Origin of the sequence: Pseudomonas sp. MPFS (genome assembly GCF_022537035.1) — a bacterium.
GTDB classification, from domain to species: domain Bacteria; phylum Pseudomonadota; class Gammaproteobacteria; order Pseudomonadales; family Pseudomonadaceae; genus Aquipseudomonas; species Aquipseudomonas sessilinigenes.
Genome location: NZ_CP066123.1, coordinates 5,667,151 through 5,693,631, shown reverse-complemented (window position 1 = coordinate 5,693,631; position 26,481 = coordinate 5,667,151). Strand labels below are relative to the sequence as shown.

General features: G+C 63.9%; 19 protein-coding genes. 6 read left to right on the top strand and 13 right to left on the bottom strand.

The features are described 5' to 3' along the window. Nucleotides 1-71: 71 nt before the first annotated feature. Complete coding sequence (gene lon / locus I9018_RS25995) at nucleotides 72-2,492, bottom strand: endopeptidase La (RefSeq protein WP_241107884.1); 2,421 nt, start codon at nucleotides 2,490-2,492, stop codon at nucleotides 72-74. 398 nt (nucleotides 2,493-2,890) lie between these two features. Between lon and I9018_RS25990 the strand changes: the two genes are divergently transcribed. Further along, nucleotides 2,891-5,233 carry a bifunctional diguanylate cyclase/phosphodiesterase gene (locus I9018_RS25990; RefSeq protein ID WP_241107883.1) on the top strand — a complete coding sequence of 781 codons (2,343 nt, stop codon included), beginning with the start codon at nucleotides 2,891-2,893 and terminating at the stop codon, nucleotides 5,231-5,233. A 36-nt stretch (nucleotides 5,234-5,269) separates the two neighbouring features. Here the strand turns inward: I9018_RS25990 and I9018_RS25985 are convergent, their stop codons facing one another. Next, nucleotides 5,270-5,701 carry a HEAT repeat domain-containing protein gene (locus I9018_RS25985; RefSeq protein ID WP_241107882.1) on the bottom strand — a complete coding sequence of 144 codons (432 nt, stop codon included), beginning with the start codon at nucleotides 5,699-5,701 and terminating at the stop codon, nucleotides 5,270-5,272. A 74-nt stretch (nucleotides 5,702-5,775) separates the two neighbouring features. Further along, a complete protein-coding gene (locus I9018_RS25980; protein WP_241107881.1) occupies nucleotides 5,776-6,393 on the bottom strand; it encodes a response regulator transcription factor in 618 nt (205 codons plus the stop codon). 144 nt (nucleotides 6,394-6,537) lie between these two features. On the opposite strand from I9018_RS25980, the gene I9018_RS25975 reads away from it, so the two are divergent. Further along, complete coding sequence (locus I9018_RS25975; protein WP_241107880.1) at nucleotides 6,538-8,196, top strand: hybrid sensor histidine kinase/response regulator; 1,659 nt, start codon at nucleotides 6,538-6,540, stop codon at nucleotides 8,194-8,196. Here I9018_RS25975 and I9018_RS25970 read toward each other — a convergent pair. The 6 genes from I9018_RS25970 to I9018_RS25945 all read right to left on the bottom strand — a co-directional run bounded on the left by I9018_RS25970 (nucleotide 8,174) and on the right by I9018_RS25945 (nucleotide 15,290). After that, a complete protein-coding gene (locus I9018_RS25970) occupies nucleotides 8,174-8,821 on the bottom strand; it encodes a carboxypeptidase-like regulatory domain-containing protein (protein WP_241107879.1) in 648 nt (215 codons plus the stop codon). The genes I9018_RS25975 and I9018_RS25970 overlap by 23 nt on opposite strands. Before the next feature lie 85 nt (nucleotides 8,822-8,906). Next, the gene (locus tag I9018_RS25965) at nucleotides 8,907-9,200 is read right to left on the bottom strand and encodes a hypothetical protein (protein ID WP_068584854.1); all 294 of its coding nucleotides are present in this window, start codon (nucleotides 9,198-9,200) and stop codon (nucleotides 8,907-8,909) included. A 175-nt stretch (nucleotides 9,201-9,375) separates the two neighbouring features. Next, a complete protein-coding gene (locus I9018_RS25960) occupies nucleotides 9,376-9,672 on the bottom strand; it encodes a hypothetical protein (protein ID WP_241107878.1) in 297 nt (98 codons plus the stop codon). A gap of 299 nt (nucleotides 9,673-9,971) precedes the next feature. Continuing rightward, nucleotides 9,972-12,392 (bottom strand): glucose/quinate/shikimate family membrane-bound PQQ-dependent dehydrogenase, encoded by a 2,421-nt coding sequence (locus I9018_RS25955; protein ID WP_068584860.1) that lies wholly within the window; start codon nucleotides 12,390-12,392, stop codon nucleotides 9,972-9,974. A gap of 119 nt (nucleotides 12,393-12,511) precedes the next feature. Beyond that, the gene (locus I9018_RS25950) at nucleotides 12,512-13,867 is read right to left on the bottom strand and encodes a carbohydrate porin (protein WP_241110200.1); all 1,356 of its coding nucleotides are present in this window, start codon (nucleotides 13,865-13,867) and stop codon (nucleotides 12,512-12,514) included. A 220-nt stretch (nucleotides 13,868-14,087) separates the two neighbouring features. After that, complete coding sequence (locus I9018_RS25945) at nucleotides 14,088-15,290, bottom strand: benzoate/H(+) symporter BenE family transporter (RefSeq protein WP_241107877.1); 1,203 nt, start codon at nucleotides 15,288-15,290, stop codon at nucleotides 14,088-14,090. A 316-nt stretch (nucleotides 15,291-15,606) separates the two neighbouring features. Between I9018_RS25945 and I9018_RS25940 the strand changes: the two genes are divergently transcribed. Next, complete coding sequence (locus tag I9018_RS25940) at nucleotides 15,607-16,995, top strand: PLP-dependent aminotransferase family protein (protein ID WP_241107876.1); 1,389 nt, start codon at nucleotides 15,607-15,609, stop codon at nucleotides 16,993-16,995. A 30-nt stretch (nucleotides 16,996-17,025) separates the two neighbouring features. On the opposite strand, the gene I9018_RS25935 is transcribed toward I9018_RS25940, so the two are convergent. Next, entirely contained in the window at nucleotides 17,026-19,065 is a 2,040-nt protein-coding gene (locus I9018_RS25935; RefSeq protein ID WP_241107875.1) for a TonB-dependent receptor, read from the bottom strand. Nucleotides 19,066-19,597: 532 nt separating this feature from the next. Here I9018_RS25935 and I9018_RS25930 point away from each other — a divergent pair. The 3 genes from I9018_RS25930 (at nucleotide 19,598) to I9018_RS25920 (ending at nucleotide 21,584) form a co-directional block, all read left to right on the top strand. Continuing rightward, nucleotides 19,598-20,572, top strand: coding sequence for a transposase (locus tag I9018_RS25930; RefSeq protein ID WP_241106977.1), 975 nt, complete (start codon nucleotides 19,598-19,600; stop codon nucleotides 20,570-20,572). A 101-nt stretch (nucleotides 20,573-20,673) separates the two neighbouring features. Next, nucleotides 20,674-20,904, top strand: a complete 231-nt coding sequence (locus I9018_RS25925) for a VF530 family protein (RefSeq protein WP_068584870.1) — start codon at nucleotides 20,674-20,676, stop codon at nucleotides 20,902-20,904. A gap of 8 nt (nucleotides 20,905-20,912) precedes the next feature. Beyond that, nucleotides 20,913-21,584 (top strand): Pr6Pr family membrane protein, encoded by a 672-nt coding sequence (locus tag I9018_RS25920; protein ID WP_068584877.1) that lies wholly within the window; start codon nucleotides 20,913-20,915, stop codon nucleotides 21,582-21,584. A 53-nt stretch (nucleotides 21,585-21,637) separates the two neighbouring features. Here I9018_RS25920 and I9018_RS25915 read toward each other — a convergent pair whose 3' ends face one another. From I9018_RS25915 to I9018_RS25905, 3 genes are all read right to left on the bottom strand, one after another. Continuing rightward, the gene (locus I9018_RS25915; protein ID WP_241107874.1) at nucleotides 21,638-22,423 is read right to left on the bottom strand and encodes a siderophore-interacting protein; all 786 of its coding nucleotides are present in this window, start codon (nucleotides 22,421-22,423) and stop codon (nucleotides 21,638-21,640) included. After that, on the bottom strand, nucleotides 22,420-23,001 hold the full coding sequence (locus I9018_RS25910) for a PadR family transcriptional regulator (RefSeq protein WP_241107873.1): 582 nt from the start codon (nucleotides 22,999-23,001) through the stop codon (nucleotides 22,420-22,422). The genes I9018_RS25915 and I9018_RS25910 overlap by 4 nt, the downstream gene beginning before the upstream one ends. 164 nt (nucleotides 23,002-23,165) lie before the next feature. Next, on the bottom strand, nucleotides 23,166-26,273 hold the full coding sequence (locus I9018_RS25905) for a transglycosylase domain-containing protein (RefSeq protein ID WP_241107872.1): 3,108 nt from the start codon (nucleotides 26,271-26,273) through the stop codon (nucleotides 23,166-23,168). Nucleotides 26,274-26,481: the final 208 nt, after the last annotated feature.

Genomic DNA, 26,481 nt, shown 5'->3' with positions numbered 1-26,481 from the left:
CGATGGCGCAGTACGCCAGGTACTACGCATTGTGTCCATCGCGGGCAAGCCCGGCTCCTACTGATCCCGGGTTAGAACAGCACCTTGGCGACGTCAGAGAAGCGTTTGGCGAAATGCACGGTGATGCCTTCCTTGAGGTAGTCCGGCAACTCTTCGAAGTGCCCGCGGTTGGGCTCCGGCAGGATCAGTTCGTGGATCTTCTGCCGGCGTGCGGCGATTACCTTCTCGCGCACCCCGCCAATGGGCAGCACGTGGCCGGTGAGGGTCAGCTCGCCGGTCATGGCCACGCCTTTCTTCGGCGGCTGGTTACGTGCCAGGGACAGCAACGCGCTGGCCATGGTCACCCCGGCGCTGGGGCCGTCCTTGGGCGTGGCGCCCTCGGGTACGTGCAGGTGGACGAAGGCTTCGTCGAAGAACTTGCTGTCGCCGCCGAACTGCTTCAGGTGCGAGCTGACGTAGCTGTAGGCGATCTCCGCCGACTCCTTCATCACATCGCCCAACTGGCCGGTGAGCTTGAAGCCGCGGTTGTGGGTGTGGATGCGCGTGGCCTCGATGGGCAAGGTGGCGCCGCCCATGCTGGTCCAGGCCAGGCCGGTGATGACCCCGACCCCGCTCAGCACCTGCTCGTTGCGGAACACCGGCATGCCCAGGGAGGCTTCCAGGTCCTTGGGGCCGATCTTGATCCGCGCCTCGGGTTCGTCCAGCAGCCGCACCACGGCCTTGCGCACCAGCTTGCCCAGTTGTTTCTCCAGCTGGCGCACCCCGGCCTCGCGGGCGTAGCCGTCGATCACCGTGCGCAGGGCGTTGTCGCTGATGCTCAGGCTGGACTTGGCGACGCCGGCCTTGTGCAATTGCTTGGGCCACAGGTGGCGCTTGGCGATGGCGAGTTTTTCCTCGGTGATGTAGCCCGACAGGCGAATCACTTCCATGCGGTCCAGCAGCGGTCCGGGGATGGCGTCCAGGGTGTTGGCGGTGCACACGAACAGGACCTTGGACAGGTCCATGCGCAGGTCCAGGTAATGGTCGAGGAAGTCGACGTTCTGCTCCGGGTCGAGGGTCTCCAGCAGTGCCGAAGCCGGGTCGCCCTGGTAGCTCTGGCCCATCTTGTCGATCTCGTCGAGCATGATCACCGGGTTCATCACCTCCACTTCCTTGAGGGCCTGCACCAGCTTGCCCGGCTGGGCGCCGATGTAGGTGCGGCGGTGGCCCTTGATCTCGGCCTCATCGCGCATGCCGCCAACGCTGAAGCGGAAGAACGGCCGGCCCAGGGATTCGGCGATGGATTTGCCGACGCTGGTCTTGCCGACGCCGGGCGGGCCCACCAACAGCACGATGGAGCCGCTGATCTCGCCCTTGTAGGCACCCACGGCGAGGAACTCGAGAATGCGGTTCTTGATGTCGTCCAGGCCGGCGTGGTGCTGGTCCAGTACCTTGCGCGCGTGCTTGAGGTCGAGCTTGTCCTCGCCATAGATGCCCCAGGGCACGGCGGTGGCCCACTCCAGGTAGTTGCGGGTGACCGCATATTCCGGCGAGCCGGTCTCGAGGATCGACAGCTTGTTCATTTCCTCGGTGATGCGTTTCTGTGCCTGGGGCGGCAGGACCTTGCCCTGCAGGCGCTGCTCGAACTGTTCCAGGTCGGCGCTGCGATCGTCCTTGGTCAGCCCCAGTTCCTGCTGGATCACCTTGAGCTGTTCCTTGAGGAAGAACTCGCGCTGGTGCTCGCCGATCTTGCGGTTGACCTCGGCGGAAATCTCTTTCTGCAGGCGCGCGACTTCCACTTCCTTGCGCAGCATCGGCAGGACTTTCTCCATGCGCTTGAGCATGGGCACGCAGTCGAGTACTTCCTGCAACTCGTTGCCGGTGGCGGAGGTCAGGGCGGCGGCGAAGTCGGTCAGGGGCGATGGGTCGTTGGGGCTGAAGCGATTGAGGTAGTTCTTCAGCTCTTCGCTGTACAGCGGGTTGAGCGGCAGCAGCTCCTTGATCGCGTTGATCAGGGCCATGCCGTAGGCCTTGACCTCGTCGGTGGGCTCGGCCGGTTGGCGCGGGTACTCCACTTCCACCAGGTAGGGCGGGCGATGGTGCTTGAGCCAGGTGCGCACGCGCACCCGGGTCAGGCCCTGGGCGACGAATTGCAGCTTGCCGTTCTCGCGGCTGGCGTGGTGGACCTTGACCAGGGTGCCGTACTCCGGCAGTGCCGAAGTGTCGAAATGCCGTGGATCTTCCTGGGGGGTGTCCATGAAGAACAGGGCAAGGGAGTGATGTTCGGATTTGCTCACCAGCTCCAGGGTCTCGGCCCAGGGCTCTTCATTGACGATGACTGGCAAGACCTGGGCCGGGAAGAACGGCCGGTTGTGGATCGGGATGATGTAGACCTTGTCCGGGAGGGCCTGCCCTGGCAGGGCCAGGCCGGTGCCATGGGCGGCCGACTGTTCGGTGTCTTCCGGATCGACGTAGTCGCGTGGATCCTCGGGAAATTCTTGCTGGTCGCTCATGGAGACTCCTGCACGATGGGCTATGCAGGTTAGATGGGGCAGGTCATGACGGGTTTCAATGGGGGCACGGCGAACAGGGTCGCAGCTGCCCGGTTCTTTGGCCTGGCCTTTTTCAGCCGGCCTGGACAACCGGCATCGTCAAGGGTGCAGCATTTTCCCGGTATTGGTTGTCAATAAAATGACTGCAAGATCACCAGTTATACTGCGCGATCTTCTATGATCGGCAGATAAATCTGAGTATCCGCAACGACGGAATAAAGATGCCATTTTTTTGACTTTTGCCTCCAGCGCTTCAGAGGGATGGGTATGAAGAACGGATTTCTCCGCTCCCAACGGCTGTCGCCCGTAACGCCGTGCTCAAGGGGGAGCTTGCAAGCGGAACGGTCGAGAGTGGCGATATGAGGTGGCGCCGAACCTTCCAGGCAAGAATTGTCGGGGTCTTGGCGCTGTTACTGCTGGTGCTGGTCGCTGCGGTGTATTTTGCCGTCAAGACCGCGACTACCCAGGCGGTGGAACGACAGGCACAACTGCAATTGAAGACCGGTACCCGGGTCTTCGAGCGCTTGCTGGACCTGCGGGGCCGCACCCTGCAATACGGTGTCGATTGGCTGGTGGTGGACTCGGAGTTCCGCCGTGCTGTGGTCAGTGGCAAACCCGTGGACATTCTCGCTGCCCTGGCCCGGCATCGCGGTGGTATCCGTTCCAGCGAGATGTTCGTGCTCAGCCCCGAGGGCCAGGTCGTCGCCAGCACGCTGCCGGCCATCTCCCGGGACCAACCCTTTCCCTACGACCAGGCCTTGCGCCGGGCCCTGCGGCACGACATCCACATGCTCTTGGTGTCGATCCAGGGCCGTCCCTATCTCCTGGTGCAAGGCGAGGTGCTGGAGTCGCTGCCGATCGCCCGGGTGGTGATGGGGTTTCCCATGGATGAAAACTTCGCTCTGGAACTGCGCTCGATGAGCAACCTGGAGGTGTCGTTCCTGGCGGTCGATGGGCAGAACGCCGGAGAGTTGTTCAGTACCCAGCCGGAGTCCTTGTGGTCGGCGATCATCAACATCCTGCGTGACTCGTTGTGGCAGCCGCTGCCGCAACTGAGTGAAATCCATGGTCAGCGCTTTCTCAACCAGGCGCTGCAACTGGCCAACACTGGCGGTGAAGACGACCCGCGGGTCATGGCCCTGCTGCAAAGCCCCATGGAGCAGGCCCTGGAGGCCTTCGCCCCGTTGGACAAGGAGTTCTTGTGGATTGCCGTGGTGGCGCTGGCGGGGTCCCTGGTCGGCGCATTGCTGATGGCGCGTTGGGTGGCCCGGCCCCTGGAGGACCTGGCCCTGGCTGCCCGGCGCATTGGCGCGGGCAACTACCAGGCACCGGTGGCGATCAAGCGCAGCGACGAGTTCGGAGTGCTCACCGATGCCTTCAACGCCATGCAGAGTGCGATCGCTACCCGCGAGCGACAGTTGGCCCACAACGCCCTGCATGACCCCCAGACCGGCTTGCCCAACCGGGCGCTGGCCATCGAGCGCCTGAGCAAGGCCATTGCCGAACGGCGAAACGTGGTGTTGCTGTACCTGGGGGTGGATAACTACCGGGCGATCAACGAGGGCTTCGGGACCGAAGGCCTGGAGCAGATGATGGGCGAGCTCAGCTGGCGGCTGCGGGAGGTGCTGTCCCAGGGGGATACCGCTGCGCGTATTACCTCCAGCGAGTTTCTCCTGTTGCTGGAGAACACCGAGCTCAACGGCGCCATTGCCATGGCCGACCGGCTGCATGCCCTGCTGAGCCGGCCGCAGTTGATCCAGGGCGATGAGGTTCGCCTGCAGATCTGCGTAGGCGTGGCGGTGTATCCGGCCGACGGTCAATCGGCCGAGGAACTGATCAGCCGCGCGGCCATCGCCCGGCATGATGCTTCGCTAAAGCCTGGCTACTTGCAGGTCTATCAACAGGATCGCGACCTGGCCCACCAACGGCAGATCAGCCTGATTCGCGATTTACGCCGTGCCGCGGCCGAGGGCGAGCTGTTTCTGCACTACCAGCCCAAGCTGGACCTGCGCCGGGACTACCTGCACCAGGCCGAGGCCCTGTTGCGCTGGCAGCACCCCGTGTTTGGCGTGGTATCGCCGGCCGAGTTCATCCCCCTGGCCGAGCGCACCGGCAGCATGCACAGCCTGACCTCCTGGGTGATCGAGGCTTGTATCCAGCAGTTGGCGCAGTGGAATCGCCGGGCCTTGCCGGTACGCCTGTCATTGAACATTTCTGCCAGGGACCTGGAGGACGATGGCCTGGAGGACCGGGTCAGCCAGTGCCTGGAGCGCCACCAGGTCGCGGCCGAGCAATTGGTGTTCGAGATTACCGAGAGCACCATCATGCGCCATCCGGAGCAGGCGTTGGCGGTGCTCCAGCGCTTGCGTGGTTGCGGTATCAGCTTGTCGGTGGATGATTTCGGCACCGGCTATTCGTCCCTGGCGCAATTGCAACGCTTGCCGGTACAGGAGCTGAAGATCGACCAGTCGTTCATTCGCAACCTGGACGAAACCAGCGGCGATGCGGTGATCGTGCGTTCGACCATCGAAATGAGCCACAAGCTGGGGCTCAAGGTCGTGGCCGAAGGCGTGGAGTTCGAACACTGCCTGAAACTGCTGGAAAGCTGGGGGTGCGATACGGTGCAGGGCTACCTGATCAGTCGCCCCTTGTCGACCGAGGCTTTCGAGCACTGGCTGCTCAAATCCAGGGTCCCGGGCTGAGGGCGATGGTCGATCCGGGAAGCTCGCGACCGGGGGTCAGCAGGTTGCGGCTTGAGCCTTGGCCAGCAGCCTGTGCAGTTCGGGCTCGATCTGGTCTTCGGCGAGGCCGTCCATGACTTGCTGGATGCAGGGTGCATAGCGGCGCTCGATCGTTGTTTCCGCCCAGTCCAGTTCATAGATCGCCAGGATTCGTACATCCAGGTAGGTCGAATCAGCCAGCAGGCGCTTGAGCAAGTCGATGGCCACCGGGCTGCGCAGTTCACCCAGGGAGACAGTACAGCGTTGCTGCCAGTATTCGGGCTGGGACAGGAGAATGGCCTCCAGTCGCTGCCATTGTTCAGGAGTAAAGACCCGTAGCACGCCCCTGCCTACCTGTTCGGTGATGTATTCGTTCCAGTTGCTGGCTTGCGAGTCGCCGATCCAGTATTGCAACTGTTCGAACGGATCCTGGGGTACATCGCGATTCATGTGCGGTTCCTGTGGAGCGGGTTGCGGTGTGGAGAGTGAGTAGCGGATGCCATGGGCAATGCTCCCCGGCGGGGCTACCAGTTTCCGGCGAACTTCACTGCCGCCGCGGCCCGGGATGGCACTTTCAGGGTGTGCAACAGGGACGAGACATGGATACGCACGGTGAACGGCGAGATATCCAGCTCGCGAGCGATCTCCTTGTTGGTCTTGCCCTGGGCAATCAGGCGTAGCACCTCCTGTTGGCGAGTGGTCAGCGAGCTGATCTCGGAGCAGACATCCAGGGGCAGCAGCAGGCCTGCGGGGGCGTACTTGACCACGACTTCCCCCTGGCGGATATCCAGGATCGCCTGGGCGATTTCCTCCGGGCAGATGTTCTTGCCGATGAATCCGTCGGCTCCCGCGGCCATCACTTCGCTGATCAGGTCCTGATTGTCGATCATCGACACCACGATGATCGAGGTCCGGGGCAGTTGCAGGCGCAAATCGGTGATCATGCCGATCGAGGTCAGCCCGGGAAAACGCAGGTCGAGGATCAATGAATCCGGCTCCTCGCCGGTCTGGGCGAGGGCGAGTACCGCTGCCAGGTCACCGGCTTCTTCGAGCACGGCTTCGGGTAGCAGGCGTTGGATGGTACTGCGCATCCCCTCGCGGAACAGTGGGTGGTCGTCAGCGACGATGATCCGGCATGTCATGTCTTGAAACTCCTTGAAACATACAGTCCTGGGGGCATGCTACCTTGGCGGTCCGGCACTGTACCTGCCCACTGGTCGTGTCCGGTACCCCATGTCTTCAGGTAGGACCACGCAAACCGGCGGATTGCACAAGGAGGTGATTGGATGAAAGCAGAGAAGGACAGCGAACTCGACCAGGCCACGCTACGCATCATCGTGGCCAGTTGCGCGCTGGTCTATGTCACCGTGACCAGTTGCCTGCCGGGGCAGGATTTCTACATCTACTTGCCGGTGATCATCTACATCATCGTCTTCACCCTGGTTTCCATCGGCCTGCGCCTGGCCATTGCCCGCTGGCCCGGCCATTACCCGATCCGGCGGGTTTTTGGGATGGTCTATGACTACACCGGCACCTGCTTCGGCCTGGTGATGGGCGGCGAGGGCGCGCTGCCCATCTATGCGGTGATGGTCTGGGTCAACCTGGGCAACGGCATGCGTTTCGGCTCGCGCTACCTGGCCATCGCCACGGTACTGGCGTTGTTCGCGCTGTTCATGGTCTACCTGCTGACCCCGTACTGGCAAAGCCAGCCCTACATGGTGCTGATGCTGATGGTCACCAGTACGGTGATCCCGGTCTATGCCCATATCCTGCTCAAGCGCACCCGGCTGGCCTCCGAGCAAGCCATTGCCGCCAACCTGGAAAAATCGCGTTTTTTGGCCCAGGCCAGCCATGACCTGCGCCAGCCGATCCACTCCATCGGCCTGTTCACCGCCTGCCTGCGCGAGGCCGACCTGGGCCAGGAGGAGCGGCGGCTGGTGGACAACATCGACCGTTCGCTGCTCAACGTGTCGCAGTTGTTCCGCTCGATCCTCGACCTCTACACCCTGGACAACGGGCGCGTGCAGCCCAAGTACGAAACCGTGCACCTGGGGCAGTTGCTGCGCGACCTGGTACGCCAGAACGCCGAAGCGGCGCGCTGGGCCGGGGTCGAGCTGCGGCTTCGGCCCTGCAACCATTGGGTGCGCATCGACCCAGGGCTGCTGGCCACCATGGTGCAGAACGTCTTGTCCAATTGCTTCAAGTACGCACCGCAGGGGCCCGTGCTGATTGGTGTGCGCCGCCGTGGCCAGGGCCTGGCCATCGAGATCCATGACCGTGGGCGCGGTATCGCCGAAGAGCACCTGCCGCGGATCTTCGAAGAGTTCTACCGGGTCCGCCAATTGCGCGACAAGGATGTCGAGGGCGTGGGCCTGGGGTTGTCCATCGTCAAGCGCCTGGGGCAACTGGTGGACCTGGAGGTACGCTTGCGCTCGCGGGTCGACCACGGCACCAGCGTGACCCTGTCGGGCCTGCAACCGGCCGCGCCGCAGCAATTGCGCCGCCCTGACGAGGCGCTGCAGAACGGCCTGCTGAGCGGGTTGCGGGTTTGCCTGGTGGAAGATGACCGCAACGTGCTGCTGGCGACCTCGGCGCTATTGGAGCGTTGGGGGTGTGTGGTCCAGGCCGAGGCGTCGGCCGAGGACCTGGTGACCGATTGCGACATCATCGTCGCCGACTATGACCTGGGCACCCGGCTCTCGGGCATCGAGTGCATCGACAACATCCGCCATCAGCGGGGCTGGGAAGTGCCGGCGCTGATCATCACCGGCCACGATATCGAGAAGATCCACGCCGCGCTGCATGATCGCAACATCGCCATCCTGTCCAAGCCAGTGCGGCCGGTGGAACTGCGCGCCACCTTGCGCGCCCTGCGCGAGACGCCGATGGCGTCCCCTCAAAAGAGCGCGGTGGCAGGAGCCGCTACCAGGTCCGGCACGGGATGAGCAGGGGGTAGTTGGTCATGGTCAGCTTCTTGTTCTCGCCACTGGCGAGTTCGACGAAGTCATCCAGCATGCCCGAGTACGAAGAGATCGAGCTGCGCTCGGTGTAGTAGTGAGTGGTCACCGGCCCATAGTTGGTGTTGCTCTGGCCAGTGCCCACGTACTCGTTCCAGCGGCTGGTGCCGTACACCATGTCCTGGCCCTGGACGAAGTACCGGCCCGGTTGCAGGCCGGTGAACTGGAAGATGCCGTCGTCGTTGGTCCGGGTTACCCGGTGCACGGCCACGGCCTCGGGGACCATGCTCACCGGTGCGCCTTCGGGTTGGGACGCGCGCAACTTGTGCCAGGCCTGCAGGTGCGGGGTGACCGGGTAGAGATAGATCTTGACGTCGCGGCTGTCCTCGATGCCGTCGTTGCCGACGATGCAGAACTTGCCAGTGAGGGTGGCCGTGCCCGGTTGCAGGGCCGCGCGTGCGGCCTGGGTGTCGAAGGGGACGTCGGGGTATTGCACGGTGGGGATCTTCACCGATGGGTATTCGTCCAGGGTTCGTCCCTGGCGCGGGGCGCAGGCGCTCAGGGCACAGGCGAGCAGCACCGTACCGGTGACCATGATTAGGCGGGATGTCATGACGGCGGGACCTTTGCAGGGAGTCGTGCGTTCGCGCGGCATAGCCCTGTGTCGGGGCTCGTCGCGAGTTTCCGGGGTGGCCGCTTTATTCCTTGTTGCACTCGGCGGGCATCGAAACCAGGCCACCCATGCTGGCAAAGGCAATCATGCCGCCGGAGGGCAGTACGCAGTTGTAGCCACCGGCGCTGGTGTTGGCGGTGAAGTAGGTCTGGGTATTGTCGTTGCGCACGTTCGAGACGCTGGTCACGTTCTTGCCAATGGTGAGTTGGGCACGGTTTCTCAGGTCGTCGTTGCTGGGCTTGGCAACGGCGCAACCGGCGAGGGCCAGCACCAGTCCGCTGAGCAGGGTGATGGAGCGGATGTTGGAATGGAGTTTCATGATGACGCTTCCTTGGTGTTGTAGTTTCTTTCCACGGCGCAGCCGTCCCCCGCACCGCAGGATGGCAGTGTTGGTGGGAACGAGGTGGTTGGCCGCAACTATAGCGCCGGGGTCGGGGAGGGTCGATTAGCACAGATGGGCTAATGTCCCTTTGCAATTACCCGAGTTGGTAGGGTCATTCGGCCAGTTGTTCCTGCAGGCGGCGGCCCAGCACATCCAGCAGGTCGCAGCCATCACGCAAGGGAATGATGCACAGTTGGGCGAAGTCCTGGAGTAATTGCGGATTGCCACCGAGATGGTCCTGGCTGGCAATGCTTTCCAGCAGTTGGGTCGCGGCACGGATACGGTGGATGGCCGCTTCGTGCAGGGCATCCAGCGGAGCCTGGGTATCCACCAGCAGGGCGGGGATGTCGTAGTCGTTGCCAGTGAGGGGCATGAAGCGCCTTGAGGAGTGTGCGGTGTCGTCGTCCATTGCCTGGGGCCTGCCCGGTGATTCTGCCGACCTTAAAGGCAGGCGGCCGCAGGGAACAAGGTGATGCTGTTCTCTGTGAGCTGTAGGACTTTTCAACACCCATGGCTGTAGCCGCTGCCGAGCCTGCGAGGCTGCGCCAAGGCCCGTAGGGGCTTCCTGGGTCTGCGGCCCTACGCAGCCGCGAGCGGCTACGCGAAGCAGCTCTGACTCTGCGGCAGCCGTTACACGAAGGCATGTGAGGGCGGGCACAAAAAAGGCGGCTACCCGTAGGTAGCCGCCTTTTCAGTTACTGTCAGGGCTTATTCCGACAGTTTGTAGGCAATGATGTAGTCGCCCATCTTGGTGCCCAGGGAGCCGTGGCCACCCACGACCACCAGCACGTACTGCTTGCCGTCCTGGCCGGTGTAGCTCATCGGCGTGGCCTGGCCGCCGGCCGGCAGGCGGGACTTCCACAGTTCCTTGCCGTTCTTCACGTCATAACCGCGGATGTACTGGTCCAGGGTACCGCTGAGGAAGCCCACGCCACCGGCGGTGACCATGGAGCCGCCCATGCTCGGCACGCCCATCGGCAGGCCGATCGGGATCGGCGAGCTGTCACGGCTGGTGCCGTTCTTGTGCTTCCACACCACCTTGTTGGTGGTCAGGTCGATACCGGCGACGTAGCCCCAGGCCGGCGCCTGGCAGGGCACGCCGAGCGGCGACATGAACGGATGCATGATCACCGCATAGGGAGCGCCGGTGTTGGGTTGCACGCCCGAGGTCTCGCTTTCGCGCTTGCTGTCGGCGGCCACTTCGGCGCGCGGTACCAGCTTGGACACGAAGGCCATGTAGTTCGGGCTGGTGAACAGCAGCTGGCGTACCGGATCCAGCGATACGCTGCCCCAGTTGAACACGCCGACGTTACCCGGATAGATCAGGCTGCCCTGCACCGATGGTGGGGTGTACTGGCCGTCGTAGCGCAGCTCCTTGAACTGGATGCGGCACAGCATCTGGTCGAATGGAGTGGCGCCCCACATGGCTTTTTCGTCCAGAGGCGGGTTCAGCAGGTTCAGGTCCGAACGGGCCTGGGTCGGTGCGGTGTGGTCGCCTTCCACGGCTCCGGTCGGGGCTGGGATCTCGCGGATCGGCACGATCGGGGTACCGTCGCGACGGTCCAGCACATACAGGCTGCCTTGCTTGGTCGGTTGGATCAGCGCCGGCTTGATGCCATCCGCAGTCTTCATGTCCAGCAGGGTTGGCTGGCTGCCTACGTCCATGTCCCACAGGTCGTGGTGGGTGAACTGGTAGTTCCAGCGCAGCTTGCCGGTGTCGATATCCAGGGCCACGGTGCCGGCGCTGAATTTCTCGGCACCTGCGGTGCGGTTGCCGCCCCATTGGTCGGGCATCTGGTTGCCCAGTGGCAGGTAGACCAGGCCCAGTTTCTCGTCGACGCTGGCCAGGGACCACATGTTCGGCGAGTTGCGGGTGTAGGTCTTGCCTTCAGGCAGCGGCGTGGTTTCGTCGGGGTTGCCCGAGTCCCAGTTCCAGACCAGGTGGCCGTCATGCACGTCGAAGGCGCGGATCACCCCGGACGGCTCGTTGGTCGATTCGTTATCGGTCACGTGACCGCCGATGATCACCAGGTTGCGGGTAATGGCCGCCGGCGAGGTGGAGTAGTAGCCACCGGGAGTGAACGAGCCGATACCGGCCTTGAGGTCCACGGCACCCTTGTTGCCGAAGTCTTCGCAGACCTTGCCGGTGTCGGCGTTGATGGCGATCAGGCGCGCATCGGCGGTCGGCAGGAACAGGCGGCGTGGGCAGCTGGTGGCGATGGCCTGGCCGGCAGGGGACAGGGTCGCCGGACGGCTGATGGCGTCGGAGTTCTGGTAGTTGGCTTCGTCGTAGTACGACACGCCACGGCAGGTCATGTGGGCCCAGCCACGGAAGTCGTCACCATTGGGGCCTTGGATCTGTGGGTCGAAGCGCCAGATTTCCTTGCCGGTATCCGGGTCCAGTGCCAGCACCTTGCTGTGGGCGGTGCAGGCATAGAGCTTGCCGTTGACCTTCAGCGGGGTGTTCTGGTTGGTGATCTCCACCGGGTCCTTGGCGGTCGGCATGTCGCCGGTGCGGATGCGCCAGGCTTCCTGCAGCTTGCCGATGTTGGCCGGAGTGATCTGCTTGAGCGGCGAGTAACGATCACCGAATTCGGTACGGCCGTAGGCCTGCCAGTCGCCATCCGGTATGGCCGGTGCGGTGCTGGCCATGTCCGCGCTGTCGCGGCCCAGGTCGCCGGAGATTTCCCCCGGGTTGGTGAACTGGCTGCCGATGGCGGCGCCACCAGCCAGGACCACGGCCACGCTCAGGGCCGCAGTGCCCATCGGTGCCGGGCCATCGCGCAGCAGTGGGCGACGGAACCAGGGCAGCAGCAGGACCACGCCCAGGGCGAACCACAACGACAGGCGCGGTACCAGTTGCCACCAGTCCAGGCCGATTTCCCACAGCGACCAGATGGTACTGGCGAACAGCACCAGAGCGTACAGGCCCAGTGCCGCGCGTTTTCCGGCCAGCAACAGCAGGCCGGTCAGCGTCAGGCCGATACCGGCCAGGACGTAGTACAGCGAGCCGCCGAGCATGCTCAGCTTGATCCCCCCGGCCAGTAAGGCCAGGCCCATTAGCAGCAGCAAGATCCCGAGCAGCCTTGGTGGCAAGCGGCTCGGGCTCGAAGCGCCCTCTGTGCTCATAGTGTGGTTCTCCGTGACGTTAAGAATGTACCCGCGCATGTTCACTGTAGATGACGTTCAGGCGCGGGCTTGGTTCAGCTGGAAAGTGTTTGCCGAAGGCTTTTTTTTGCCGGCGGGCCTCAGAACGAACTCTGGATCTTGATGCCGCCAATCAATGCATCATCCACTTGGCTCACGCCTCCTGGATGGCGGATGTACTGCAGGTTGGGACGTACCGTCAGCCAGTTGGCCAGGTGTACGCCGTAGTACAGCTCGGCGCTGTACTCGGTGTCCTGGGGCGGCAGGTAGCCTGGGGTGTCGTAGTCGTACAGCGCGCGGGCCTGGTTGCTGGCCTGGGCGTTCTTGCGGTAGGCCGGGTTGACGTGGACCCGAGCCAGGGCGAAGCCGATATCGTCCTTGGCCCGGGCATCGAATGGCCCCTTGTAGACCAGCCCCGCCTGGACGTAGTTGTCGATGGCGTTGGTCTTCTTGTCATGGGCGGTGACGTTGGCGAACAGGCTCAGGCCCCGGGACTGGTCGCTGGCCAGGCTGGTGACCTGCTGTTGCACGCCCAGCCACAGGCCATGCTTGCTCGAACTGCTGCGGTAGGCCTCACCGGTCAGCGCGGCGGGCTGGCCATTGCGATCTTTATAGACGTCGGTGGCCTTGGCGCTGCTGTAGTAATAGCCGGCGCGGTATTCCCCGGGCAGGCCATTGAGCCGTGGAGTCCAGACCAGCTCCACCGGCAGCAGGGTGCCCTGGGTGCCGCTGCCGCTGAGCTTGAAGCCGTTGTCGCGGTCCAGGTTCGAAGGGTTTTGCTCATAGGCGCCAACCTGGGCATAGAGCTCGGGGGACAGGTGGTACTTGATGCGCAGGGCCCACTGGCTGACTGGCCAGTTGTACCAGACGCTGCCAGCCCAGTTGCCCACTTGCGAGCCGCAGAACGCCAGGTTCTGGAAGTCGCAGGGGAAGCTGTTGAAGTCTTCGCCCTGGCCGAAGCGACCGGCCTTGATGTCCAGCTTCTGGTCGAAGAACTTCTGCTGGTACCACATCTGGGTCAGGCGCCAGGTCTGGCCGCGACCCCAGACTTCCTGGGCCGAGGTGAAGCCGCCGACCCGCGGGTCGTTGATCCGGTCGTTGCTGATGTTGTCGCCGTTGCGCTTGGTCACGGTCAGCTGGAACTCGGCATCGTGCCAGCCAAGGATCTTTTGCAGGTCCAGGTGGCTGCCGAAGGCGAACTGGTCGCTGTAGCGTGCGGTGCGATCGTGGTCATAACCGCCGCGCAGGTTGGCGCCCATCTCGCCGACGTAGTCGATCTTGAAGTCGTAGCCCTTATCGGCCAGTTCCTTGCGGCTGCCGTTCCAGTCGCCGAGCATCCAGGGCGAGTCGCTGTCGAAGGCCGGCGTGGCTTGGGCGCAAGCGGCAAAACCCAGGGCGCCGAGGAGGGCGACTGGCGTCAGGACAGCGCTGTCTTTTGCGCGCTGAGAAAGAGGCATAGGCATTCGGATAAGGTCTTTTTCTAGGAATAGGCGAAACAAGGGCAGGGCACGAGACCTGGACCGCTGTCGGTCGAGGCGCCAGGCCGCTGTTTTCAAAAGGAAAGATGAAGCGTTTCAGCTTCGGGTGCGAAGAATAAAGCGCCCTCTCGGCAAGAGAAAGCGCTTTTATCGACATGAACCGTTTCGGAATCGGTAACAGTCGTTCGGGCTTTACTCCTCAGCGTGATGGGGTCGCCTGCGCCAGGGCGGGCGTGCGTCGGGTATGGCCCAGGACGAAGTACGCCACCAAGCCGAAAATCAAGCCCCAGAAGGCCGCGGCCAGGCCCAGGAAGCTCATGCCCGAGGCGGTGACCAGGAAGGTGATCAGCGCTGCTTCACGCTGCTGGTCGTCGGCCATGGCACCGCTCAAACCGCTGCTGATGGCGCCGAACAGGGCGAGTCCGGCCAGGGCGGCGATCAACTCCCTGGGCAGGGCGGCGAAGACCGAGGCCAGGGTGGCGCCGAACACGCCCATGAGCAGGTAGAACAAGCCGCAGGCGATTCCGGCGATGTAGCGCTTGTTGGGTTCTTCATGGGCTTCGCGGCCGGTGCAAATCGCTGCGGTGATAGCCGCCAGGTTGATGCCGTGGGCGCCGAAGGGGGCCAGCAGCGCCGAGGTGATGGCGGTCCAGGACACGATCGAGCGGGCCGGGGTGGCGTAGCCTGCGCTGCGCATGACCGCCATGCCGGGTACGTACTGTCCGGTCAGGGTGACCAGGGCCAGGGGCAGGCCGATATTGACGATGGCCTGCCAGTCCCACTGCGGGGCGATGAAGATCGGCTCGGCCACGGCCAGGGTGATGGCCCCCAGGTTGAATTCGCCCAGGGCTGCGGCCACGCAGCAGCCCACCAGCAACACGGCGGGGATGGCGTAGCGCGGCGACCAGCGCTTGCCCAGCAGGTAGGTGGCGAGCATCGCCAGCACCAGTACCGGTTGCAGGCTGAGCGAGGTGAACAGGCCTGCGCCGAAGCGGAACAGGATGCCCGCCAGCATCGCGGCGGCGATGGCCTTGGGTAGGCGCGCCATGAGCTTGTCGAAGGCACCGCTGAGGCCGAGCACGGCGATGATCAGCGCGGCGACGATGTAGGCGCCAATGGCCTGGGGCAGCGACACCGTCGGTAGCATCGAGACCAGCAGCGCGGCACCGGGGGTGGACCAGGCGGTGATCACCGGCACCTTCAGGCGCCAACTGAGCAGCAGGCCGGTCAGGCCGCTACCGATGGATATGGCCCAGATCCAGGAGGACACCTGGTCGTCGGGCATATGGGCTTCGCGGGCGGCCTGGAACACGATGATCAGGGGGCCGGCGTAGGAAATGATCACGGCGATCAAGCCGGCGACCACGGCGGAGAGGGACAGGTCCTTGCTGAGGTTGTGCATGGCATCTCGACTGGCGGGTGGTGGATGATTGAGTCGATCGATATAAGCGTGTTTCAGTGTATTTCAGAAAATTGAATCGATTCAATTGTCTTGATGCAATCAATGCTTTGATGAAGAGAATGGCTGTAGATTTTTTCTTATAAATAATTGTTTATTAACGTTTTTATTGATTGAGAATACTTTTGATGAAAATTCATTTGGAAGGGATCGAACCTGGTAATTGAATCAATTTGCCGATTGAGTCGATATACGGGTGGGCGGCGGCCCTGTGCTATGCTGCGCCGCATTTCAATGCAGCCGATGGTCACCAGCCTCCATGTGGGTTCCCCAGTTAAGCGACTTCAACCAGCCGGTCTACCTGTCCATCGCCGATGCGCTGCAGCGGGATATCGGCAGTGGCCTGCTCAAGGATGGTGAGCGCCTGCCGACCCTGCGCGAGCTGGCGGTGACGCTGAACGTTACTCCCGGCACCATCAATCGGGCCTACGGCGAAGCCCAGCGCCGCGGCCTGGTGCAGGGCGAGGTGGGGCGTGGCACCTATGTGCTGGGGCGCGCGCCGTTGGCGCTGGTGGAAGGTGCAGCCGGGCCGTCGTTGTCCCTGGGCCAGTCCGAGGCCCTGGACCTGTCGCTGATCAAGCCCTACAGCGAAACCCTGGAGTACTGGTTGCGCGGCGCCCTGGTGGACATGGCCCGCAGCAGCGATTTCGGCCGGGCCCTGGACTACGCTCCCGACGGCGGCCATCCCGCCCACCGCGAGGCCGGGGCGCAGTGGCTGCGGCATTCGCTGCCCGAGGCCCAGTGGCAGCAAGTGGTGATCACCTCCGGCGCCCAGCACGGGCTGATGGTTGCCATCAGCGCCTTGAGCAATGCCGGTGACCTGGTGCTCTGCGAGTCCCTGGCATACCCGGGCATCCTCTCGGTAGCCCATGGCCTGGAGCGACGCTTGCAGGGCGTGGCCATGGATGAGGAGGGAATACTGCCCGAAGCCCTGCGCGAGCAGTGCCTGCGGGAGAAGCCGGCGTTGCTGGTGTGTGTCGCCAGTTGCCAGAACCCCACCACGGCGATCATGTCGCCGGGGCGCCGGGCCCAGATCGCGGCACTGGCCGAAGAGTTCGATTTTTTGCTGGTCGACGATGATATCTACGGTTTTCTCGCCACCGATCCGCAGATCAAGCCGCTCTCGGCCTATGCGCCGGAGCGTTCGGTGTACCTCACCAGCCTGTCCAAGGCGATCATGCCGGCCCTGCGGGTCGGCTACTTGTACAGCCCGCCCAAGCTGCTGTCGCGCTTGAGCGCGATGGTCCGCAGCAGCGTGTGGATGCCCTCGCCGCTGACCGCGCAACTGGCCAGCAATGTGCTGGTCGAGGGGCTGGACCGCAAGCTGGTAGAGACCCAGCGCAGCGAGGCGGCGGCGCGCCAGGCGATTGCCCGGGAAGTGTTCGCCGGTTTCGAGTTCCGGACCCAGCCCCACAGCTACCACCTGTGGTTGACCTTGCCGCAGCCCTGGACCGCCGATGAATTCGCCACCCTGGCCCGGGCCAATGGCGTGCTGGTGATGAGCGGCACGCAGTTCCAGGTGGAGCGCGATGCCAACTGCCGTCACGTGCGGGTGGTGTTGATGTCGCCCACCACCCGCGACGAACTGCGCTTTGCCCTGACCCAGCTGGCCAGCCTGATCGGCACCGACCCGCGGCGTTATCGCTGAGCCGCGGGCAGGTCGCTGGCTGGCCTGGACTTAGAAGGTAGTGCGCAAGCCCACTTCCACACTGCGCCCGGCCGCGGGTGCGATATCCCGCAGGATCGAGCTGGCGTAGCGCACGGTCTGGTTGGTCAGGTTCTCGCCCTTGACGAAGGCCAGCCACTGGCTGCTGCCGATGTCGAAGCGGTACCCGGCGCTGGCTCCCAGGGTGGTGTAGCCATCGGTGCCGCTCTCGTTGTCCGGTACCCGGCCTTGGCTGGCGGCGTGTTGCACGTCCAGCCGGGCCTGCCAGCGGTCCAGTTCCCAAAGCAGGCCGCTGTTCAGGCGCAGGGGGGCGATGCGCGGCAGGTCCTGGCCATTGTCCAGGTTCTTGGCCCGGGTGTAGTCGCCGGACAGCTCCAGGGCGAACTTGCCGTAAGCGTTTTCCCCCAGGGTCCAGCGATCCTGGGCTTCGATCCCGGTGAAGCGGGCTCGTACTCCGCTGTAGGTATATTCCGGATGACCTGACAGATCTTCTTCGCCTTCATCGTTGAGGGTACGCCCCGTGCCCAATAGGCCGATGTAGTTGGAGAAGTGGCTGTAGAACACCCCGACGCTGCCTTTATGCACGCCGTTGTCGAAACGCAGGGCCAGGTCGCTGGAGACGGCCTTTTCCTTGGACAGCTTGGCATTGCCCACTTCGTAGGTGCCGGTGGCGACGTGGGCGCCGTTGGCATACAGCTCGTAGAAGGTCGGCGCACGTTCGGTGTAGCCCAGGGTGGCGGCCAGGGACCAGACCGGAGTCAGGGTGTAGACCGCGCCCGAGGACAGGCTGCCGGCGGTGAAGCTGCTGGACTTGTCGGCCTGGGCGAAGCGTTCGTTGCCCTTGCCATCCGGGTCCACGACCGTGTGTTCCAGGCGTCCACCAAGGCTGAGCTTCAGGCGGTCCGTGGCTTGCAGCTCTTCGAGGATGAACAGCGCGCCGCTGTTGGTATCGGTTTTCGGGACGAAGGCTTCCTCGCCCAGGGCCGAGAATTCGTTGCGATTGAACTGGGCCCCGACCACCCCTTCGAGCGGGCCGATGGGCAGGTGCCGGGCCTCGACCCGGGCTTCATAACCCTTGTTCTTGAAGGTGGTGCCGGTTTCGCCGCCTTCGATCTCGCGGTGTTCGTAGTCGGTATAGCCGGCATTGAACTTCAGCGAACTGAAGGGGCCTTGCAGGTTGCGCAGTTCCGAAGCGAAGGCGTAGTGGTCCTGCTTCATGCGGATGCGCACGTCCTGCTCGGCGGGGGAGCCGTAGTTGGAGTCGTAGTTGCTGTAGGACAGGCCGGCGTAGCCGTCGTCCCAGGTGTAGGACCCACCGATGGCACCACCGTCCTGGCGGCCGTCGCTGTTGCCCAGGCGGCCTTTCTTGCCGTTGCCGTCTTCGCTTTCCGGAGCATGGCGGCTACGGGCGTAACCCGGGATCTTCAGATCGTTGAACTGCCGTGAGTTGGCGTCCAGGTGCAGGGCGAAGGTGCCGTTGCCGGCTTCCAGCTTGCCGGCGCTGCTGCGGGTGGTGTCGGCACCGCCGTAGCGCAACTCGCCGGTACCGTGGATGCCCTCGATGGCTTCGGTGGGGATGCGGTTATCGAAGCTGTTGATCACCCCGCCGATGGCGTTGCCGCCATAGAGCAGGGCTGCCGGGCCACGGACGATCTCGATGCGCTCAACGTTGACCGGGTCCAGAGGCACGGCGTGGTCATAGGACAGCGACGAGGCGTCCAGGGCACCGACGCCGTTGCGCAGGATGCGGATGCGATCGCCGTCCAGGCCGCGGATCACCGGGCGGCTGGCGCCGGGGCCGAAGTAGGACGAAGACACACCAGGTTGGTTGTTCAGGGTTTCGCCGAGGCTGCCCTTCTGCGCCAGGGTCAGCGAGTCGCCTTCGACCACCGTGGTGGGGGCGGCCAGTTCGGTACTACCCAGGGGATTGGCGGTGATGACCTGCTGTGGCAGCTCCACGGCGTGGGCCTGGGTGGCGATCAGCAAGGCAGCGGACAGCGGCGACAGGCGCCACAGTAGCGAGCGAGAAGGGTGGTGGGCTGAAAGGGACATCGGTCGTTCCTTGGCAAGCTTTGCGCGGCGCGCATAGGGTCGAAAAACAGGCGGGGCACGGGGCGGCCCGGTGTGCGAGAGAATTGTCTTGTGTTGATACAATATAACATCTCATTTATTTGTAAAAGCCGGGAACTTTTCATCGGCTTGCAAAAACCGGCCTGGGGCGGGGGGCAGAAGTCTCGCTGTAGCCGCTGCCGCAGGCTGCGACCGGGCGTGCAGAGGCCGCTGGAGCAAGGGAGAGCGGGTCGATCGCTAAGGGGGCGGACCTTGGCAGCGCCTCGGCAGCGGCTTGTATCTCGACTATCGCGTCTACACACGCGATAGTTCTCGACTGATCATCGAGGAAGAGGAATGAAGCCGGGCAGCGGCTAAGGCCTTGAGCCTGCACTGTAGATTGAGCTCCTCCTCTTCAACCTCACTCGCTAAGTCCGAACGGTATCCTGAGCCCTGCATCGCACGGTAGCTCGCATCAACAAGGCTGAGACCGAGTGATGGATGATCCTCAACCCGCGCATACGAGGAAGAGAATATGTCTAACGTCATCGGGATCGATATCGCCAAGAACACATTCGATGTCGCCACGCCTCTGCCCAACGGCAAGTACCGCACACGCGGCAAGATTCCCAACAATGCCGAGGGCTTCGCCCAGCTCGACCAGTGGCTCAAGTTGCATGCGCAGCCCGACGCCAGGGTCGTCATGGAAGCCACCAGCGTTTATCACGAAGCCCTGGCAGAGCACCTGTACCACCAGGGTTACGAAGTCATCGTGGTCAACCCAGCCCGGGTCCATTACTTCAAGAAAAGCGAAGGAATCAACTACAAGACCGACAAGGTGGACGCCAAGTTGCTGGCCGCCTTTGCCCAGGCCAAGCACGAGTCACCCTTGACGCCCTGGGCGCCGGAGCCTGTGGCGATCCGCCGGCTACGGGTCCTGCTGCGACGCCTGGACGACCTGCAGGAGATGCTGCAGATGGAACGTAATCGCCAGGAAGTGGCGGATACGGTGGTTCAGGAATCGATCCAGTCGCACATCAGCCACATCGAAAAAGACATCGTCCAGACCCGCCAGATGATCAAGCAGCATGTCGACGATGATCCCGACTTGCGGGGCAAACGGGATCTGCTGTTGAGCATCGACGGTATCGGCGAGAAGACCGCGTCAGTGATCCTGGCCGAACTGGGCGATCTCAAGGAGTTTCGTAGCGCCCGGGCCGTAGTCTCGTTTGCGGGGTTGAATCCGCAGTTGGCCGAATCCGGCAAATTCAAGGGCCGCACGCTGATCAGCAAGGCTGGTTCGGGGCGTATCCGCCGAGCGTTGTACCTACCCAGCATCACCGCCATGAACATGAGTGAGCCCCTCATGGCGATGAAAGAGCGGCTGCGCGCCAAGGGTAAAGCGGGCAAACAGATCGTCTGTGCGGTGATGCGCAAGATGCTGCACATCGTATTTGGCGTGCTCAAGTCGGGTCATCCTTATGACCCGAAATTGGCGCTTGCCCGGTAACGGGCAAGACGGTATCTACAGTTAATTCAGCGCACTGGCGTGGGCGCGGGCCCTCGGCTAAGGTGCGCGGCTTCTTTTCTTTCTGCGCTCGAAGGCCTGGCATGACCGTTACCCACACCGACCCGCTGCATGGCGTGACCCTGGAACAGATCCTCAAGGCCCTGGTTGAGCACTACGAATGGTCGGGGCTGGCGCAGCGCATCGATATCCGCTGCTTCAAGGCTGATCCGAGCATCAAGTCGAGCCTGACATTCCTGCGCAAGACGCCTTGGGCCCGGGAAAAGGTCGAACGGCTCTACGTGAAGTTGCAACGCACCAAGCGCCCGCTCTGAGGTACGGCATGAGGCCCGGATCGCAGCTGGAGTCGCCCGGCCGGCGTGGCCTGATCGCGGTGGCGGCATTCCTTGGCTGGTTTGGCCTGACGGTACAGCTGTACCTGATCCTGCTGCTGCGCTGGGACGCCGGAGCCAGCTTGTTGGGCGGCCTGGTGAACTTCTTCAGTTTCTTCACCGTGCTGAGCAATACCCTGGTGGCCAGTGTGCTGACCTGCGCCCTGAACCTGCGTGTTTCCCGCGGGCAGGCCTTCATGCTCCAACCCTGGGTCAGTGGTGCGGTAGCCGCCAGCATCGTATTGGTGGGCCTGGCCTACAACCTGTTGCTGCGGCACCTGTGGCATCCCCTGGGGTGGCAATGGCTGGCGGACGAGTTGCTGCACGATGTGATGCCGCTGCTGTTCCTGGCCTATTGGTGGTGTTGCGTACCCAAGGGCCAGTTGCGCGTGCGCCATGTGGCTTGGTGGACTCTCTACCCGACTTTGTACTTCGCCTACCTGTTATGGCGTGGGCACTTGCTTGGGTTGTATCCCTATCCCTTCATTGCCGTGGATCGGCTGGGTTACCCCCGGGCGGTGCTCAATGCCCTGGGACTGCTGGCGACGTTCGTCCTGGTATCGCTGGTGCTGCTGGGGTTGGACCGCTGGCTCGGTCGCCGGCATTGCGCGGGCCAGCAATGATTCGCCGATGCAGGTGGCAAGCACCTGCGTCGGCGCAAAGTCGCGGGTGAGGGTTACTCTTCTTCGCTGGTATCCAGGCGCCAGTAGCCGACGGCCTTGACGAATTCATCGTCGAGCCGATGCTCATCGAGCAGAATCCGGCGCAGTTGCCGCGAGACTTTGCTCTCGGTGGCGATCCAGGCATAGAGCCGGCCTTCTGGCACTTGCAGCCCGCGTACGCAACCGAGCAGATCCTGCTGGCCGCTATCACGTTCGACCCAGATCACCTCCACTTCGGCGGCGCTGTGCAGCGCCTGGCGTTCGGCACGATCCTGGATTTCGATCACCGCCAGGCCCCGGCGGCCGGCGGGCAGCTCCTCCAGGCGCCGGGCGATGGCCGGCAGGGCGGTTTCATCGCCGATCAGCAGGTAGCTGTCGAAGATGTCCGGGACTACCATCGAGCCTCGTGGCCCGGCGATGTGCAGCTCCTGGCCGGGCTGGACCTGTTCGGCCCAGGTCGACGCGGGGCCGTCGCCGTGCAAGACGAAGTCGATGTCCAACTCGCCCAGCTGCGGGTCGTAGCGGCGCGGGGTGTAGTCGCGCATGGCGGGCATCGGCCCGTTGTCCTTGCCCGGGCCCACGACCAGGGTTTGCAGGGCGGCTTGCTGCTCGGCGTTCTGCGGGAACAGCAACTTCACATGGTCGTCGCTGCCCAGGCTGAGGAACCCGGCCAGTTCCGGGCCGCCCAGGGTGACCCGGCGCATGCGCGGGGTCACGTCGACCACGCGCAGGACCTGCAGGCGCCGGCGCTTGATCTCGTGCATGACCCGGTGAATGGACAATTCGGGAGTGGCAGTCATTCGGCTTTCTCCTGGCTGGAAGGGGTTGGAGGACCATCGACAATGGCCTTGGCAGTGTTGTTCAGCAGATCGCGGACCCGCAGGATTTCCTCGGGGCTCCAGCGACCGTTATGCATTTGCAGGGCATGGCGCAGGTTGTGCACCGCCTCGTGGATTTCTGCCGGGCGATCATGCCCGCGCAGCGAGCGCTTGCTGACTTCGATGCGCATGCGCACGCCATCCAGGGCAACGGCCTGCTCCTTGAGGAACAGACGACCGGTGTCGGTGGCGCTGTAGCGTTTTTTCCCGCCTTCGGCATCGCCCTGGATCATTTCGCTTTCTTCCAGGAAGGTCAGGGTCGGGTAGATCACGCCCGGGCTCGGGCTGTAGACGCCATCGAACATGGTTTCGATCTGGCGGATCAGGTCGTAGCCATGGCAGGGCTCGTCGGCGATCAACGCCAACAGCAGCAGCTTCAGGTCGCCGGGGGCGAATACCCGTGGGCCACGGCCGCCGCGCTCACGGCCGCCGCGGCGCTCGAAGCCATCGGGGCCGTCGCCATGTCCGCGGTGATGATGGGGAGGGTGGTGCTCTCTCATTTTCGTGCTCTCCGTTTTGGTTAAGACATAACTTAAGATATATCTTAAGAATGACGCAAGGGGTTCCGCACGACCCGGGGCCACCGTTCGTCGCAGCTGCTGATTGGCAAAGAGAGCGAGAAATGCCGCGCAGCCAGCCCCGGGGCTGGCCGCCGTGTGGGGCGTCAGCGTTGGGCCAGGCTGCCCTGGCACTGGGTGCCGCTACCCGGTTGCAGATAGGGCATGAGGATCGGCGCCATGCCCTTGAGCACCTGCACCGGCAAGGCCGAGGTGAACTTGAAGGCTTGGGCGGAGGCACCGGGAACATAGGCGGTGAGAGTGCCGAAGTGGTGATCGCCGATGTAGAACACGAAGGTCGCGGTGCGGTTGATGGATTTGGAGCTCAGCACCCGGCCTCCGGCGCCGATGGCCTCGATGCGGTTGTCGCCGGTGCCGGTCTTGCCGCCCATGGCCAGGGGCGTACCGTCGGCCAGCTTGAAGCTGCCGGATACCCGCTTTGCGGTGCCGGCATCCACCACCTGGGACAGGGCTCCACGCAGCGCCGTGGCCACCTGCGAAGGCATCACCCGCTTGCCCTTGTCCGGGTCGTTGAGCAGGCGGGTTTCGTAGGGCGTGTTGGCGGCGAAGTGCAGGCTGTCGATGCGCAGGGTCGGCAGGCGCACACCGTCATTGAGGATGGTGCCCACCAGCTCGGCCAGGGCCGCTGGCCGGTCGCCGGAGCTGCCGATGGCGGTGGCCAGGGACGGCACCAGGTGGTCGAACGGGTACCCCACGGCTTGCCAGCGCTGGTGGATGTCGAGGAACGCCTCGATCTCCAGCATGGTGCGGATGCGGCTGTCCCGGGCGCTGCGATGACGGCTCTTGAACAACCAGCTGTAGACCTCCTGGCGTTCGAACTCGCTGGCCTTGACCACCTGGCTGAAGTTGGCGTCGGGATTGTGCATCAGGTAACCGAGCAGCCACAGGTCCAACGGGTGGACCTTGGCGATGTAGCCCTGGTCCGGCAGGTCGTAGGCGCCCGGTCCGTAGCTGGCGTAGAGCTTGTCCAGGCGCTCGTCGGTGAGTTTCTCGCTGACCTTGGCGGTCTTCATGTGGGCTCGCACGAAGCGGTTGAAGCTGTCCTGGCTGGCGTCCGGCAGCAGGTAGCGATGCACGGCGGCCAGGCGGATCGCGGTGGGATGCATACCGTCGAGGAAGGTTTCCAGGCGCGACTGGGTGTCCTTGTTGCGATATTTCTTCCAGAAGCGCAGGAGGAACGAGGTGCCTTCGCGGTCGGCGAAGCGCGCCAGGTATTCCTGGCGCCGCGGATTGTCATCGTCCTTGAGCAACTCGGCGCTGGCGCTGTCGCCGCCATAGGTGCTGTAGCGCACCAGATCGCGCATCAGGCGGATGAACGGCAGGTTGATGGATTCGCGCAAGGCATCGCGCAAGCTCGGGCTGCGGCCGTTGTCCTCGTTGCGAAAGTTGTGGAAGTGGTGCACGCCACCACCGGTAAAGAAGGCCTCGCCGGGGCTGGCGGAGTAGGTGCGGTCCAGGGCGGCGTCGAGCATCTTCGGCAGGCTCTGGTCGCTGTTCTGCGCCAGGTAATCCAGGGCCCAGCGGCTCAGGCGGTCCTGGTCGTTCACCGCGACCTTCTTCAATTGCGCCGGGCTCTGTCCGGCGTACTTGTCGTGCAGTTCGGCGATGATCTGCAGGTAGGTGGTCAGCACCCGCAGCTTGGCGGTGGAGCCCAGCTCCAGCTTGCTGCCTTCGTTGATGTCGAAGGGCTGGTCGGTGCTGTCGGTCTGCACCCGCACTCGGGAGCCGTCGGGGGTGAGTTCGAACAGGGTGAAGCTGTAGCGCACTTGCGTGGTGCTGGTGGGGGTGAGCAGGCGCTCGCCAAGCAGGCCCACCTGCGCGGCGAAGGCCGGGTCGGCCAGATGCTTGAGGTATTCGGTGGCCTGGCGCTGCAGGTCGCTCTGCAAGGTGCTGGTGGCCGAGAGGTCGAGGCGGTCCAGGTCGTACAGCGGCCGGTTGAGCAGGGCCGCCAGGCGGCTGCGGGCCACGCTGATGCCCTTGTTGGTCTCGATCGGCTGGATCGTCGGCTGTTGCTGCCAATCCCGATAGGTCACCTTGCTGGCCAGGGCGGCGCTGCTCAGCGCCGGGTCGATGACATTGTTCTGCGCTAGCAGGCGGATGTGGCTGTCGGTCAAGTCCGCCAACTCTGTGCGGCCCTTGGCCAGGTAATGGGAGGGGCGGCGCTGGGCAATCATCAGCGACAGCACCTCGCGCAGGGCCAGGCCTCGCTGGGCCAGGCTGTGGGCATCCGTTGCCGTACCGGCCAGGGCCTGGTTGACCTGGTTGAAGTCGGCGCCGTACCAGACCCGCAGCCCTTCGGCCATGCCATGGACCTCGCCATGACCGGGAACGGCTGACAGCGGGACGCTGTTGAGGTAATCGCGCACGATGCGTTTACGGGCTTCCAGGGTCTGCGGGCCGTCCTGATAGGCGCGCACACTGGCCGAAACCATCTGCCGGATCTTTTCGCCGCCGGATGCCGTCAGGCCGTCGGGAGAGTGACGGTATTTTTCCAACTGCGTGGCCAGGGTACTGCCCCCGGCACTCTGGCCCGGCAGGTGCAGCAACCGGGCCACCTGGGACCAGGCGGCCTTGGCGAAGCGTGGCCAGTCCACCGCCGGGTTGGCCTGGGCCAGTCCCGGGTCCAGCAGGTCACGGTTCTCGATGAACAGCAGGCTGTGCACCACCAGCGGCGGGATACTGGCGAAATTCGCATACAGCTGTTGCGGATACTTGAACTGGTACAACGGTGCGGCCCGGCAGTCGGTGATGGACAACCCGGCCTGGATCTTTTCGGCGTAGGGCACGAAAAAGCCGCTTTTGCTGTAGTCCATCAAGGCTGGGGAGAACCGGGTCTGGGCCTCGATCAGGTAGCCGCGCTTGAGCAGGCGCGGCAGGAACTCGCCCAGGGCGCTATAGCCCAAGCGACGGTCGAAGGGGCCGCTGCCGGGATAGAACACCGCGTCGCTGGGGCCAGGCTGCAAGGAGTAGCTCAGGTCATTGGCCAGCCTGCTGAACTCCCGGGCCTGAAGCTTTGAGGTGCGCATTTCCCGGGAGGCGGCCACTCCCAGGGCAATCAGGGTGATCAGCAACAACAGCCAGAACAGGCGCCAGAGATAGCGGCGGGGCCTGGGGCGTTTGGGCAAAGGCGCTTCGGCGTCGCTGTGGCTTGGCACTGCGGTGTTACGCGAATCGGTGTGCCACAAAGCGCCCATAGTCGATTGATCCATCCACGCAGATTGATCGGACTTGTCTGAAGCTTAGTCCGTGGTGGCCAACGGTGAGGAAATTGTCAAAACAGGTGTTTAGCCTGCGCCGCGGCGAGAGCCCGCTGTTGGTGCGATCAAGCGTTGATCGTCAGGCTGTTCGCGGCGTGGTGGCAGGTAAGGAGAGTGTGCGGTGAAAAAACCGGAAAGTGCAGGA

Coding starts and splice junctions, on each gene's coding strand:
- I9018_RS25970 (WP_241107879.1), bottom strand. CDS start 8,821: ATGACATCCCGCCTAATCATGGTCACCGGTACGGTGCTGCTCGCCTGT.
- I9018_RS25920 (WP_068584877.1), top strand. CDS start 20,913: ATGAGGCCCGGATCGCAGCTGGAGTCGCCCGGCCGGCGTGGCCTGATC.
- I9018_RS25915 (WP_241107874.1), bottom strand. CDS start 22,423: ATGACTGCCACTCCCGAATTGTCCATTCACCGGGTCATGCACGAGATC.
- I9018_RS25950 (WP_241110200.1), bottom strand. CDS start 13,867: ATGCCTCTTTCTCAGCGCGCAAAAGACAGCGCTGTCCTGACGCCAGTC.
- I9018_RS25935 (WP_241107875.1), bottom strand. CDS start 19,065: ATGTCCCTTTCAGCCCACCACCCTTCTCGCTCGCTACTGTGGCGCCTG.
- lon (WP_241107884.1), bottom strand. CDS start 2,492: ATGAGCGACCAGCAAGAATTTCCCGAGGATCCACGCGACTACGTCGAT.
- I9018_RS25940 (WP_241107876.1), top strand. CDS start 15,607: ATGTGGGTTCCCCAGTTAAGCGACTTCAACCAGCCGGTCTACCTGTCC.
- I9018_RS25980 (WP_241107881.1), bottom strand. CDS start 6,393: ATGACATGCCGGATCATCGTCGCTGACGACCACCCACTGTTCCGCGAG.
- I9018_RS25945 (WP_241107877.1), bottom strand. CDS start 15,290: ATGCACAACCTCAGCAAGGACCTGTCCCTCTCCGCCGTGGTCGCCGGC.
- I9018_RS25990 (WP_241107883.1), top strand. CDS start 2,891: ATGAGGTGGCGCCGAACCTTCCAGGCAAGAATTGTCGGGGTCTTGGCG.
- I9018_RS25910 (WP_241107873.1), bottom strand. CDS start 23,001: ATGAGAGAGCACCACCCTCCCCATCATCACCGCGGACATGGCGACGGC.
- I9018_RS25905 (WP_241107872.1), bottom strand. CDS start 26,273: ATGGGCGCTTTGTGGCACACCGATTCGCGTAACACCGCAGTGCCAAGC.
- I9018_RS25985 (WP_241107882.1), bottom strand. CDS start 5,701: ATGAATCGCGATGTACCCCAGGATCCGTTCGAACAGTTGCAATACTGG.
- I9018_RS25975 (WP_241107880.1), top strand. CDS start 6,538: ATGAAAGCAGAGAAGGACAGCGAACTCGACCAGGCCACGCTACGCATC.
- I9018_RS25965 (WP_068584854.1), bottom strand. CDS start 9,200: ATGAAACTCCATTCCAACATCCGCTCCATCACCCTGCTCAGCGGACTG.
- I9018_RS25930 (WP_241106977.1), top strand. CDS start 19,598: ATGTCTAACGTCATCGGGATCGATATCGCCAAGAACACATTCGATGTC.
- I9018_RS25925 (WP_068584870.1), top strand. CDS start 20,674: ATGACCGTTACCCACACCGACCCGCTGCATGGCGTGACCCTGGAACAG.
- I9018_RS25960 (WP_241107878.1), bottom strand. CDS start 9,672: ATGGACGACGACACCGCACACTCCTCAAGGCGCTTCATGCCCCTCACT.
- I9018_RS25955 (WP_068584860.1), bottom strand. CDS start 12,392: ATGAGCACAGAGGGCGCTTCGAGCCCGAGCCGCTTGCCACCAAGGCTG.